Source organism: Streptomyces sp. NPDC001100 (assembly GCF_053598575.1).
This window is the reverse complement of record NZ_JBSFKO010000028.1, coordinates 104744-119038: the sequence shown is the minus strand read 5'-3', so window position 1 is coordinate 119038 and position 14295 is coordinate 104744. Positions and strand designations below refer to the sequence as shown.

Below are 14295 nucleotides of genomic sequence, written 5' to 3'. Positions count from 1 at the left end.
CCTCCTCAGGATCGTCCGGCGGAGCGCAGCAGAGCGCTCTCGGAAGGGGCTGTCGCGAGTGCGGCGGCGATCGCCTGGACGTGGGGTTCGGCTACGAGTTCGTAGTGGGTGGCGTCGAGGTGGTGGAGGCGGTAGGGGCCGGGCAGATGGGCGTCCCAGGCTCCGGGCGCGGTCGGTTCCGGGGTCAACAGCCCTTCCTCCACCGGGCGTTGGGCGAGCCATACCTCGGCGGGTGTCGTGTGCAGTCGGGGCAGCCGGTGTTCGGCCATGGCCGCGAGGTTGGTGCGGCAGCAGTGGGCGAGGCGTTCGGCGTAGGCGCGGCCGGACTCCGACAGCGGTTCGCCGCCGTTGCCGCTGAGTTCGCGCGCGAACACGGCGTCGATCTGCTGTTCGTCGTAGGCGGCGAGGCGTTGGCCGGCGCCGGGCGGCGGCGGGTCGAGGAGGTGGACGGCGTGGACGGGTCTGCCCTCGGCTTCGGCGAGTGCCGTCATGGACAGGGCGGTCCAGGCACCGAACGACCACCCCGCAAGGCTCAGGCGGTAGTCGGGGTCAGGGAAGGTGGCCCGCACGGCCTCCAGGTAGTGCGCGGCCCGGTCGGCGATCGACCGGGCGGGCAGTCCCGGGTCGCGCAGTTTCGGGTCGGCGATCAGGCAGACGGTCGACTCGGCGGGGAGGGCGGCCACCAGCGGGCGGTAGGCCTGGATGTCGCCGCCGACCGGGTGGACCAGGCACAACACGTCCGGTCCGGGTCCTCGTTGCCACACTTCAACGGCTACCGCGGCGGACGCGCGGCGGGTGCCGGTGTCGAGGTGACCGAGGATCTCGGCGAGGCTCACCCGGTGGCTGAGCCGGGACAGGTCGATGTCGGTGCCGTGGCGGCGTTTCACCTCGTCGATGAGTTCCAGCAGGGTGAGCGAGTCGGCGCCCAGGTCGTACAGCGCCTCCTCGGGGTCGACGGAGTCCACACCGAGGAGGTCGCGCAGGATCTCGGTGAGGTCGGCGGCGGGGTCGCCGGCGGTGGGGCGGGTGGCGAGCACCGGCCGGGAGTCGGCGACGGACGCGTGCTCCTGGTCGTTCTCGTGCTCGTGCTCGTGCTCGTGCTCGTAGAAGTAGTGAGCCTCCGCCAGGGGCGTGGTGTTGACCAGCAGGTGCGGCAACTGCAGGTGCAGGGCCCGCTCGAAGACCGCCGCGCCGTCCTCGGGGGTGAGTGCCGACCTGAGGTGTTCCTGGTGGCGGGCGTCGGCGGTCAGGGCGTGCTGTGCCATGCCCACCTCCCGCCAGGCGTCCCAGCCGATGCTCATGCGGACGGTGGCGTCGTCGGCGCCGGGAGGCGTGTGGTGGGCGTATGCATCCAGGCAGGCGTTGGCCGCCGCGTAGTCGAACTGCCCGACTCCTCCGAACCCGGCGGCCATTGACGAGCAGTAGGCCGCGTAGTCGGGGTCGTACTCGGCGATGATCCGCTCGACGAGCAGGGCGCCGCGCAGTTTGGCGGCCGTGGCACGGCGGGCGGTTTCGGGGTCGCGGCGGACGAGGAGCCCGCCGGCGGCGGTGCCCGCGGCGTGGACGATCCCGGCGAGGTCGTCGAGGTGCGGGGCCAGCCGGTCCACGACCGTGTCGAGGTCGTCGGTGGCGAGGTCGGCCCGGACCAGCGTGACACGGTCCCGGTGGGCGCGCAGCGCGGGCGGTGTCCCGGTCCCCCGGGCGACGAGAACCACGCGGTTGCCGGGGTGTGCCAGGAGGCGGGCGGCCAGGGTGGTGCCGATGCCGCCGGTGCCGCCGAGCACCAGGTGGGTTCCGGGAACGGCCTTGTGGACAGCGGCAGTTGGGGACTCGGCGGCGCGGACCGGCTGCAGGGTGCGCTGCCACCAGAAGCCCTCGCGCAGGGCGGTCGACGGTTCGGTGACCGTGTCGTCCAGGAGCAGGTCCGGCAGTCGGGCGGCCCAGTCGGCCGGGCGCGGTCCGGGCAGGTCGGTCCAGCGCAGGCGCACGCCCAGCTCCTGCCGGGGTACTTCGAGGGCTGCGGCGAGCAGGCCTGCCTCCGGGGTGCGGACGGGGCCGGTGACCGGCTGCGCCCCGTGGGACAGCAGCCAGGCGCGGGGCCGTTCGGCGTCGGGGATCTGGGCGAGGGCGCGGGCGAGGGCCGCGACGGTGTCGAGGCAGGCCCACTGGGCCGCCTCCAGCTCGCGATCGTCGAGGCTGCCGTCGAGGCTCAGGGGAAGGGTGTGCAGCCAGTCGACGCCGGGGCCGGCGGGCCCGGCGACCTCGGCCAGCACGACGGCGAGTTGGTCGGTGTCGGCCGGATCGGCCTCGTAGCGGTCCGCGCCGAGCCGGGTGAGTCCCTGCCCGGCGCGCACGGTCACCACGCGGGCGTAGTGCCGTTCCAGGAACCGCCACGCCGTGCCGTCCGCGTCCGGCGCGGTGACCACGACGGCGGTCCGCCGTGGCTGGTGGGCGCCGGTACGGGCGCGGCGCAGACGTGTCCACAGCGGCTGGTGCAGCCACTGGTCGACGGGCAGTCGCCGAGGGGCGGCCGACCGCGCGGATCCGACCTCGGGTTCGTCGGCTCCGGGCGTGCGCCGGAAGTCGTACTCCGCCGTGTCGAAGGCGGGCGGTGGGAAGTCCCACGGTGCGGGCGCGGGGCCCTCCGGCCATACGAGGGTGTGGCCGGCCGTCCATGCCCGGGCGAGGGCGTGGGGGTCCCGGTCCGGTGCCGCGTCCTCCGTCTGCACGAGCGGCTCGCCGATCTCCCCGTCCTCGCCGACCGCGGCGAGCCACGCGACGGCGGAGGTGACGTCCGGGCAGACCGCCGCCGCCCGGCAGCCGAGCGCCGGCCGTCCGGCCTGGAGATGGCGCAGCACCTGCGGGTAGGTGTCGGGGTACGCCTTCAGGTAGGCGGCGATACGGCGTCCGTCCGCGCGCACGGCGGCCTGCGAAGCGCCGGACAGCACCAGGCACGGCACCACCTCGGACGCAACGGGACCGGGATCCGACAACTCTCCCTGTTCCAGCAGCAGATGGGCGTTGGTCCCGCCGATGCCGAAGCTGCTGACGGCGGCCACTCGCGGGGTGTCGGACGGCCAGGGTTCGGCGGTGACCGGTATACGGAACGGCCCCTCCTCGATTTCGGGGTTGAGCCGGTCGAAGTCCACCGTCGGCGGTATGACCCCGTGATGCACGGCGAGCACGGCCCGCACGAGGCCGACGACGCCCGCGGCCGCGCCCAGGTGCCCGATCTGACTCTTCACGGAGGACAGCGCCACGCGCGCGTCGTCCACGAGCCCGTACGCCTGCCGCAGCGCGGCCGTCTCCACCGGGTCCCCGAGCCGGGTACCGGTCCCGTGTGCCTCCACATAGCCGAGTTCGGTGCCGCTGCGGCCGCTGCGGTGCAGGGCGGTGCGGATCGCGGCGCGCTGTCCGGCCAGGGCGGGTGCGCTGTAACTGAGCTTGTCCGCACCGTCGTTGTTGATTCCGGAGCCGGTGACGACGGCGTAGACGGTGTCGCCGTCGCGGCGGGCGGCACTGAGCGGCTTGAGGACGACGACGGCGGTGCCGCTGCCGCCGACGGTGCCGGCGGCGTCCGCGCTGAAGGGCCGGCAGTGGCCGTCCGGCGAGAAGATGTGCTGCGGCCGGTAGGTGTAGCCGTCGGTCAGGTCGATGTCGACGAGGGCCCCGCCGACGAGCATCACGTCCGCGTCGCCCTGCCGGAGCATCCCGGCGGCCACGTGTACGCCGACGAGCGAGCTGGAGCACGCGGACTGCACGGTGAAGGCGGGCCCGGTCAGTCCGAGGTGGTAGGCGGCTTTGGTGGCCAGGAAGTCCTTCTCGTGGTGGAGCGCGAGCCGGAAGGTGTCGGGCAGCCGGTCCGGTTCGGCCTCGCGCAGCATGCGCTGGAAATAGGTGTTCTCTCCGCAGGCGGCCAGGAGTCCCACCCGGTGGGCCGCCGGGTCCGCGATGCCTGCGTGGGCGAGTGCCTCGGCGCAGTTCATCAGGAGCTGTCGTTGCTGGGGGTCCATGAGGCGGGCCTCGTGCGGGCTGATGGTGAAGCGGCCCGGGTCGAAGGCGAGCGGCCCGGCGAGTTGGCTGCGGGCGCCGATCCGGCCGTCGGTCGTCGGGAAGTGCTCGATGCCCCGGCGGCCGGAGACGACCAGGTCCCAGAAGGCGGCCAGATCGGGGGCGCCAGGCAGCCGTACGGCCATCCCGATCACGGCAATGGGTTCGCCCACGGGGCGTGGCGCGCCAAGGGGCGTCGAATCCGTGCTCTGCGACGTGCGTCCCTCGATGAGGCGGGCCAGTGCGCGGAGGCTTACGTGCTCGAACAACTCCGGTACACCGAAGGCGAGTCGGTCCTCGCCTGCGCAGCGGAGCTGGAAGCGCATCAGGTCCAGGCTGGTGGCACCGGCGTCGAAGAACCGCTGCTCGACACCGATCGCCTTGCCGGTCACCGTCTCGAACAGGGCGGCCAGCCGTGCTTCGAGAGCGGACAGGGCGGCCCGGGCGGTCGCACCCGCCGGGCGCAGTTCGCGCCCCTGGGCGGTGAGTGCCGCCCGGCGGTCCAGTTTGCCGCTGGGGGTCCGTGGCAGTTCCGTCAGACGGCGGAACCGGCTGACGCGCACGTAGGCGGGCAGCAGCACGGACAGATGGTCGGCGAGGTCCTTCGGGTCGGGGTCGCCACCCCGGCACTGCAGGCAGGCCACCAACAGCCCGTCCGTCACGGCCGCGACGGCGTTGGTGATGCCGGGGTACTGCAGGAGCGCGGCCTCCACCTGGCCCAACTCCAGCCGGTGTCCGCCGAGTTTGACCTGACTGTCGTCGCGGCCCGCGTAGTGCAGCAGGCCCTCCGCGTCGAAGCGCGCGAGGTCGCCGGTCCGATAGAAGGTGCCGAGGTCGGGGTCGTCGGTGAACCGGTCGTGGTGCGCTGTGTCGTCGCCGAGGTAGCAGCGGTGGGCCATGAGGCCGCCGATCAGCAACTCGCCGGTGACGCCCGGCGGAACGGGGTGGCCGCCCTCGTCGACGACCCGCAGCACGGCGTTCGCGACGGGACGTCCGATCGCGGGCCGCAGCGGCCAGGCGGCCGGATCGCCGTCGAGGCACAGGCCGCTGACGACATGGGTCTCGGTGGGGCCGTAGTGGTTGAACAGGCGGGCGTCCGGCAGCCCGGCGAACCAGCGGCGGATCGCGTCCGTACACACCAACTGCTCCCCGGCGGTGACGACTTCACGCAGCCGGGACGGGAACCGCCCGGTGCGCACGCCGTGTTCGGCGAGCAGTTGCAGGGCTACATACGGCAGGAAGATCCGCTCCGCTCCCCCGGTCTCCAACTCCCGCAGCAGGGACGGGACATCGTGCCGCCAAGCGGGTTCGACCAGGCGCAGCAGGCCCCCGGAGCACAGGGTGGTGAAGATCTCCTGGAAGGAGACGTCGAAGGACAGCATGGAGAACTGCTGGGTGACGGCGGGTCCGTGGAGACCGCCGTCGGTGCGCTGCCAGGTCAGCAGGTTGCACAGGGTCCGGTCGAAGACCTGGACGCCTTTCGGGTCGCCGGTGGAGCCCGACGTGAACAGGGTGTAGAGCGGACGCTCTCCCTGGTGCGCCGGAGTTTCGGGCCCGGCGGCGGTGGCGGTGTCCGCGAGCGTCAGGACGTGTCGTGGCAGGGACGTCGGCGCGATCGCGGCGAGGGCATCCTCGTCCTCCGGCGCCACGAGCACGCACAAGGGGTCGGCCCGGTCGAGCACATGGCGCAACAGGGGCGGTGGATAGGCGGGGTCGAGCGGCACGACGGTGAGGTTGAGCCGGGCCGCCGCCAGGAGGGCCACGATGTGTCCGGCGGAGGGCCGGAGATGGAGGGCAACGGCCGCCGGGGCGGCGGGGTCGGCCGGAAGACGGGTGGCCAGCACGGCCGCCAACCGGGCGGCCTGCGCGTCGAGTTCGGCGTAGGTGAGGGACAGCTCTCCGGCGGTGACGGCTGGTTCGTGCGGAGTGCGGGCCACTTGCCGGGCGAAGCCCTCGGCGACCGTGGCGAAGTCGGTTGCCCGGGTGGGGCCTTGGCCGTGGTCGGGCAGGGTGCGGCGGTAGTCGGCGACCAGGTCGTGCAGGGTGGTGCCGGTGTCGCCGGTCAGATGGTCGAGGGCCTGGCGGAAGAGTCGGGCCGCAGCGCGGGCGCGTTCGGCGCCGAGGTCGTCGCGGTACTCCCACAGACAGTCGAAGCCGCTCTCGTGCTCCACCACCGACAGCGTGAGGGCGCATTTCGCGCCGAGCGGCTCGGGCCACAACGGCCGTACGTCGCAGCCGGTCAGTCGCAGCGCGGAGAAGTCGGTGTTCTCCAGCACGAACAGGTAGTCGAACAAGGGGGTCCGCTCGCCGACGGCGCGGTCCGCGAGGACGTCGGCGAGGGCGACCTCCTGGTCGCACAGCACGGCGTGCACGGCGTCGGCGTGCTCCGACAGCTGGGCGTCCAGTGAGCGGTGCGGCTCCATCGGCAGGTCGAGGAGCACGGTGTTGGCGAACATGCCGACCGTGTCGGCGAATTCGGGCCGCGGACGGTTCGCCACCGGCGTGGCGATCAGCGGGCGCCGCTGCCCGGTGACGCCGTAGACGCTCGCGGCGAACGCGGACACCAGCAACTGGTAGCGGGTCAGGCCGAGTTGTGCGGCGCGCCGGTCCAGTGCACTGCGGCCGACGACGTCGAGTGTGGTGCGCAGCAGGCGGGCCCGTGGCGCGTGGGGCGCCGGCAGCGCGGGTGACGGTTCGCCGTCGCGGCCGTAGTGGGAACGCAGCCGCGCGCGACGGACCTCGTAGGCAGCGCTCGTCCGCCAGGCGCGCTGCCAGGGGGCGAAGTCCAGGGGCGTATAGGACGGGCCGTCGGCGACGCAGGCATCGGTGAGGTCGCGGAGGAGGAGGTTGAGCGACCAGCCGTCCACGGCGACGTGGTGCAGATGCAGCAGGAGCAGTCCGCCGTCGGTCTCCGGCACCCAGGCCGCCCGCAGCATCCGGCCCTCGGTGAGGTCGAAGCGGTGCTCGAAGAACCGGTCGGCGGTGTCCTGCCACTCCTCTCCGGCGCGGGCTTCGAGGCGTTGCCACGGGTCGTAGGCGTCCCCGGTCCGCTGGAGCAGCCCGTCCGGGGCGGGGACCAGCCGGGTGCGCAGGGCGACATGCCGTTCCACCAGGGCACGCACCGCACCGTGCAGGGCCGCCGTGTCGACGCGGCCCCGGACCCGGAAGGCCAACGGCACGTCGTAGGACCGGTCTTCGGGCGCTCGCTGGTGCAGAAGCCACAGCCGCTCCTGCTCACTGGTGGCCGGCGCGGTCGTCGCACCGGCGGGCCCGGATACGGGCGGATGTTCTCCTACGGCCGTGTCGGCGGCGTCGACGGCGTCCGCGAGGGCGGCGAAGTCGGCGCGCATGACCAGGTCGTGCGGGAGGTCGACCGCGTAGCGTTCGAGGATCTCGAAGCGGAAGCGCAGCGCCTTCAGCGAGTCGCCGCCGCTGGCCGCCCAACGGTCCCCGGGCCGCAGTCCGTTGACGGCGAGGATGTCCTCCGCGACCTCCAGCACCCGCCGCTGCCCGGCGCTGACGGGTGCTGCGTCACCGTCCGGTGTGCCCCGCCACGGGGTGCGGGCAGCGCGCAGCAGGGCCTCCCGGTCGACCTTCCCGTTAGCGTTGCGCGGCAGTTCGGCGACCAGGTACGTGTGGTGCGGGCGCATGTACGAGGGCAGGGTCGCGGCGAGGTGGCGGTCGTAGTCGTCGTAGGAGAGTTCGCCGCCCAGAACGAGGAAGGCGAGCAGTTCGTTGCGGTCCTCGGTGTCGCGGCGAGTGCACACGTAGGCCTGGCGGACGGCGGGCCGGGCCAGGACCTGCCGCTCCACTTCGCCCGGTTCGATGCGGAAGCCGCGCACCTTGACCTGGCGGTCGGCCCGGCCGACGTAGGTGATCCGGCCCTCGGTGTCCTGGCGTACGAGGTCGCCGGTGCGGTACCAACGACCCCGCCCCGCCTGCTCGTTCGGCAGTTGGACGAAGCTGTGGGCGGTCCGCTCCGGGAGGTTGCGGTAGCCGAGCGCCAACGCCGGGCCGGACAGCAGGAGTTCGGCCACTTCGCCCGGTTCGGCGGTGCGGTCGTCCTCGGTGCGCAGCAGTACGCCGGTGCCGGGGAGCGGGGTGCCGATGGGGATCGTGTCGCCGGCGAAGTCGCGCGGGATGGGGTGGCAGAGGGCGAAGGTGGTCGCCTCGGTCGGCCCGTACACGTTGTGCAGGACGGTGCGGGCCTTGGGGTTGGTCTCGTACCAGCGGCGGACGATACGGGCGTTGAGCTGTTCGCCGCCGACGAGGACCTGTCCGACGGTGGCGAAGCAGTCGGGGACCTGCTCGACGACCGCGTTGAAGAGTGCCGTCGTGATGAACAGTGTGTCGACGCTGCGCTCGACGAGCGCCCTCGCGAGTCCGGGCGCGCTGTGAACCTGGCTGTCGTCGAGTACGACGCAGGCGCCACCGGTCAGCAGCGGGACCCACACCTCGAAACTGAGCGCGTCGAAGGCGGGGTTGGCCAGGCAGGCGAAGCGGGTGCCGGGCCGCAGGTCGAGATAGCCGGGGCGGGCCAGCCGCAGCACTCCTTCGTCGGTGACCTCCACGCCCTTGGGGTGCCCTGTGCTGCCGGAGGTGTAGAAGACGAAGCCCGTGGCGGTGTCGCCGGGGTGTCCCCGGGAGACGTCGGGCAGGCCGGTGCCGTTGCCGCTCAGGAGCAGATCGACGTTCAACACCGGCAGTTGCACGGGTAGTTGGGGACCGTCCCCGTGAACCACAGCGACGGCACCCGAGTCGTCGAGGATGTGGCGCTGCCGGTCCGGCGGGCTGAGGCGGTCGAGGGGGACGACGGTGGCTCCGGCACGGCGGATGCCGAGCATGACGCAGACCAACTGCCAGGAGCGCGGCAGGTGCACGGCGACCGCGTGCCCGGGGCGTACTCCGGCCGCGTGCAGCCGCGCCGCCACCAGGCCACTCGCTCGCACGAGTTCCGTGTAGTCGAGGACCCGGCCGCCGTCCTCGACGGCGGGGGCGGCGGGGGTACGGCGGGCCTGGGCGAGGACGGTCTCGGCGAGGGAGGCGGTCCGTGCGCGGGCCGGGTCGAGCGGTGCCGGAAAGACGGTGCGGGCTGGTCCGAGGTCCATCACGCCTCCCGTATCGGCAGGGCCAACTGATCGGTGTGGTGGGCCAGTTCGGCTCCGAGCAGGGTGCCGACCCGGGTCCCTCCGACGCCCTCCAGGATCTCCCAGTGGTCGCACTCCAGCGTCTCCACCCGGAACGCGCCCTCGGCGCGGCGCCGCCAGAAGGCACGGACCTCGGCGTGGAAGGGGGTGTCGGTGCCGTCCGGTACGGCCTGGGCGAGGACCAGGCGGGCCGGGGAGGCCGCCGGGAGGTGGTCGCGGGCGGTGAGCCGGTTGTGGTTGTAGATGTGGAAGTAGCGGTCGACCTGGGCGTCGTCGATCCCGGGGTACATCCCGTTGAACCTCACGAGTTTGTCGCGGAACTCGGTCGCGTCGACGGCGCCGATCTCCGCGCGGGCGGTCGCGTCGTCGGTGGCCTGGGTGTCCAGGAGGACGACACTGACCGCGCGGTGTCCGGCGGCGGCCAGGAGGCGTCCCATCTCGTGGGCGACGAGGCCGCCGTAGGACAGGCCGGTCAGGACGAGGGGGTGGTCGCCGAGCGGTTCCAGGAGGCGCAGGTACGCCTCGGCCATGGCTTCCACGCTGGGCAGCAGGTCCTCGTCGGGGTTGACTCCCGGGGACTGGATCCCGTAGAGCCCGACGCTTTCGGGCAGGAGGGCGGCCAGGGGCAGATAGCAGAAGGCGGTGCCGCCGGCGGGGTGGACGCAGACCACGCGCGGACCGGTGCCGGGACGGAACTCGATGAGGCTGCCGGGGGCTTCGGCGGTTCCGTCCTCGCGGAGCAGCTCGGCCAGGGCCTCGATGGTGGGGCGCGTCATCACCTCGCCGACGGGAAGTCGGCGGCCGAAGGTCTCGGTGACCGCGTGGGCCATCTTGATGGCCGACAGTGAAGTGCCGCCGATCTCGAAGAAGTTGTCGCTGACCCCGATGTCGGGGTGGAGCAGGATGCGTTGCCAGATCCGGTACAGGTCGTGTTCGACGTGGTCGCGCGGGCTGGCCGTGTTGACCTGGTCGGAGGTCGACTCCCGGGCCAGGCGCAGGAGTTGGGGCCGGTCGAGTTTGCCGCTGCGGTTGAGCGGCAGTGCTTCGAGGTCGAGGAAGACGGCGGGGATCATGTAGTCCGGCAGCCGGCGGGCGAGGGCGGTGCGCCAGTCGTGTGCGGTGCGGGGCGGTGCCGTGCCCCGGCCCATTCCGGCGACGAGGCGGGGCTGGCCCGTCGCGTCGTGGTCGACGAGGACGGCTGCCTCCCGTACGCCGGGCAGGGCCGTGAGCGCCGCCTCGACCTCGGCGGGCTCGATGCGGAAGCCGCGGAGTTTGACCTGGTCGTCGGCGCGTCCCATGAAGTGGGCCTGGCCGTCCGGCAGTCGGCGGGCGAGGTCGCCGGTGCGGTAGATCCGCTCGCCGGGCACGAACGGGTCGGGCAGGAAGCGTTCCTTGGTGAGGTCGGGGCGGCCCAGATAGCCGCGGGCCAGCGAGGCTCCGCCGAGGTAGACCTCGCCGACCACTCCGGGCGGGACGGGTTCCAGGCGGCCGTCGAGCACGTACATGCGGGTGTGCGGCAGCGGGCGGCCGATGGGGCACGGCCGGTCCAGCGGGCGGGGGTCGTAGTGGGCGGTGCTGTAGAGGGTCGCCTCGGTGGGGCCGTAGCCGAAGCAGATCCGCAGGCCCGGGAGGTGCTGTGTCATGCGGTGGAGCGCGGCTTCGGTGAGTGACTCCACGCCGGTGAGGAGCTTGCGCAGGGGCAGGCCGTGCAGTCGTGCGGCTGGGTCCTCGTCGATCCACTTGACGTAGGCGGGTGGCAGGAACGCCTGGGTGACCGTGTGTTCGCGCATCCACGCCAGCAGGGCTTCGGGGTCGCCGCGCAACTCCTCGGGGACGATGTGCAGTTCACCGCCGGTGGTCAGCGGCAGCAGCAGTTCGTGGATCGAGGCGTCGAAGCCGATGCCGGACCAGGCGGAGCCGGCCTCGCCGGGGGCGGTGCCCATGCGGGCGTGCCAGGTCGCGAACAGATTGATGACGCTGCGGTGTTCGACCGCGACGCCCTTGGGCCGTCCCGTGGACCCAGAGGTGAAGATCACGTAGGCCAGCTGGTCGGGCGTGCGGTCGATGTCCGTCGGTGGCCCCTGCCGGGTCGCCCCTTCAGCCTCTACGGTGCCCAGGTCGAGCCATTCCGGGGCGCGTTCGGCACTGTCCTGGTCGCTCAGCACGAGCGGGCAGGCGGCGTCCTCGATCATGCGGGCGAGGCGTTCGGCGGGCTGGCCCGGGTCGAGCGGGAGGTAGGCGGCGCCCGCCTTGAGGATGCCGAGCACGCCGACGGCCAGGTCGCGGGAGCGTTTCGCGTGCAGGCCCACCACGTCGCCGGGGCGGACGGACCGGGCGACCAGGGCCTGCGCGAGGTGGTCGGTGCGGCGGCCGAGTGCCGCGTAGTCCAGCTTGCCGTCCCGGTCGACGACCGCGGTCCGTGCGGGGCGCTCGCGGACCTGCATCTCGAAGAGTTCGACGAGTCCGGACGCCGAACGCAGGGCGGTCTCCGCAGGGTCGGGCCGGGCGGCGGCGTCGGGTCGAGTGGCGTCGCCGTCGAGGAGTACCCGTCGGCGTTCTTCCGGGTTCATCAACTCCACTGCCCGGATGTCCCGTTCGGGGTGGCGGACCATGTCGGTGAGCAGGTGCCGGAGGTGGCCGGTCCAGCGCCGGGCGGTGTCGGCATCGATGAGCGCGGTCGCGTAGTCCAGGTGTCCGGTGATACGGCCGTCGGACTCGGTCGCCGACAGGGCGAGGTCGAACTTGGCCGGGGCGTGGGCGATCGGCAGCGGCTCGGCGTCGACTCCGGGCAGGTGCAGCAGGCCCCGCCGGTCGGGCTGCCAGGCCAGCATGGTCTGGAACAGGGGTGTGCGGGAGGCGCTGCGGGGCGGGTTGACGAGTTCCACGATGCGCTCGAAGGGCAGGTCCTGGTGGGCGAGGGCCTCGCGTACGACGGCGCGGGTGCGGGTCAGGGCCTCGGCGGCGGTGAGGGTTCCGGAGAGATCGACGCGCAGCGGGAGGGAGTTGACGAGGAAGCCGATGAGGCCGGCCGCTCCCGGGCCGCGCCGGCCGGCGAACGGGCTGCCGACAACGATGTCTTCCTGCCCGGTAAGGCGCGAGAGCAGGATCGCCCAGCCGGTCAGCAGGGCCACGTAGGGGGTGGCGCCGTGCCGTCTCGCCAGGCCGCGGAGTCCGGCGGTGACCTCGGCGTCGAGCCCGAACTCGACCCGGCCGCCCGCGTATTGCTGTTCCGCCGGCCGGGGACGGTCCGTGGGCAGTTCCAGGACGGGCGGGGCGTCGTCGAGCGCGCGCCGCCAGTAGTCCTCCTGGGTGCCGAGGTCGGCTTCGCGCTGGGCGCTCGCGTGGTCCGCGAACTGCACCGTGAGCGGCGGCAGGGGGTTCGGGGCGCCCGTGCCGAACGCCTCGTAGAGTTGCCCGAGTTCGTCCATCATGACGTTCATCGAGACGCCGTCGTAGATGCTGTGATGGAACGTCAGGAGCAGTACGTGGCGTTCGGGTCCCGTGACGAGGAGGCGGCCTCGGCCGAGCGGGCCCGCTTCGAGGTCGAACGGCTGCTGTGCCTCGTCGAGTTGGCGGGCGGCCACCCGCGCGTCCAAGTCGTCGACGGCGGTGAGGTCTTCGCGGGTCAGGGTGAATCCGGTGCCCGGTGGGTCGATGTGCTGATGTACGTCCCCTTGCGTGGCCACCAGCCTTGTCCGCAGCGTCTCATGACGGTCCGTCAGTGTGTCGAGGGCTCGGGACAGCAGGTCGGCGTCGAGCGGACCGGTCAGGGTGAAGGCGATCGTCTCGTTGTACGCGGCGTTCGCGCCCGGCAGCTGGGACAGGAACCACAGCCGCTGCTGGGCAAAGGAGGCGGGCCGGAGCCGCGCCCCTTCCTGCCGGTGCGGGGCCGATTCGGTGGACGCGCGGGGAGCGGGGGCAGGGCGGGGGGTGTGGTGCACCGGCGGTACCTGGCCTTCCCATCGGTGTGGGGCTGGGTGACATCGGGGCGCGACAAACCGGGATCACCGGGCTGCCGACGGTCCGGAAAGGGCGCGCTCGCCGTCGGGCGGACAGCGCGGGGAGGCCGCGCTCGCCGTCGAGCGGGTGCCGTGAAGAGGGGCAGGAGAGGTGGCGGGCGCGGGGCCGGCGGCCGGGACGCGCAGGGCCGCCGAAAGCGGCCCGGGGATTCGACAATTCGACGAACGAAATCGCTGGCCAATTACTTCGTCACGTCATTTTCCTGTTCCCTCAGATTCCCTTCCGGAACTCCGTGACGCGGTCGTAATCATCAATCACGGGCTCCGGGCATGTCAACACTTGATATTTCCCGGAGCCCCACCCGGGTGTCACCCTGAAAAAAGAATCCCGCGAAACTCCCATATGGGAGGAACGCCTGCACACCGTCACACAACTTCCCCCGCAGGAAGGCGAATCGGTGACATGGGCGGCCACACAGGCAAAGAGGACCACCTATTTCGGCAGTCGAACCGAATTGAATGTTTGAAAGCCGCACCGCTCGGCAGAGATGTCAGAATGGCCGCGCGCCGAGCGGCAGCGGAACCCCTGCAGCAGGGGGTCACGAAATGCAGCAAGAAGCCCTCGTCGGCGCACGACGAGGGCTCATGCACGATCGAGGGCAGCGCTCACCTGGCGCCAGGTACCCGTCACACCCCGGCGGCGTTCCCCTCGCCCGGCCGGATGAGCCGCTCGTCCGGGACGACCGCGACGCCGAGGATCTCGATCATCGCCTCCGGCTGCCAGAGCGCGGTGGTGCCGATGCCGGCCATCGCCGGGTAGACCGGGCCCGCGAGCTCGCGCCAGACCTTCCCGATCTCCTTGCCGTGCGCCTGGTAGTCGGGGATGTCGGTGAGGTAGATCGTCAGGCTGACCAGGTCCTCGGGGATGCCACCGGCGGCCCGCAGCGTGGTGAGCACGTTGCCGAACGCCTGCCGGAACTGCTCGACGATGCCTCCGGGGACGATCCGCATGTTCGCGTCCAGGGCCGTCTGTCCGCCCAGGTGGAGCGTGTTGCCGCTCAGGGTGCCGTGCGAGTAGCCGCTCGGTGCGGGGAGCGAGGGCGGGTTCACCGGGATCGGAGTCGTCATTGCGGGTTCCT

3 protein-coding genes are annotated in these 14295 nt (G+C 72.5%); all 3 read right to left on the bottom strand.

The features are described 5' to 3' along the window. Positions 1-5: 5 nt before the first annotated feature. Positions 6-9158, bottom strand: a complete 9153-nt coding sequence (locus ACWDEW_RS33365) for an amino acid adenylation domain-containing protein (RefSeq protein ID WP_450517758.1) — start codon at positions 9156-9158, stop codon at positions 6-8. Further along, positions 9158-13138, bottom strand: coding sequence for a non-ribosomal peptide synthetase (locus tag ACWDEW_RS33360; protein WP_450517756.1), 3981 nt, complete (start codon positions 13136-13138; stop codon positions 9158-9160). Before ACWDEW_RS33360 ends, ACWDEW_RS33365 begins: the two co-directional genes overlap by 1 nt. Positions 13139-13843: 705 nt before the next feature. Next, positions 13844-14284 (bottom strand): RidA family protein, encoded by a 441-nt coding sequence (locus ACWDEW_RS33355; protein WP_450517754.1) that lies wholly within the window; start codon positions 14282-14284, stop codon positions 13844-13846. Positions 14285-14295: the final 11 nt, after the last annotated feature.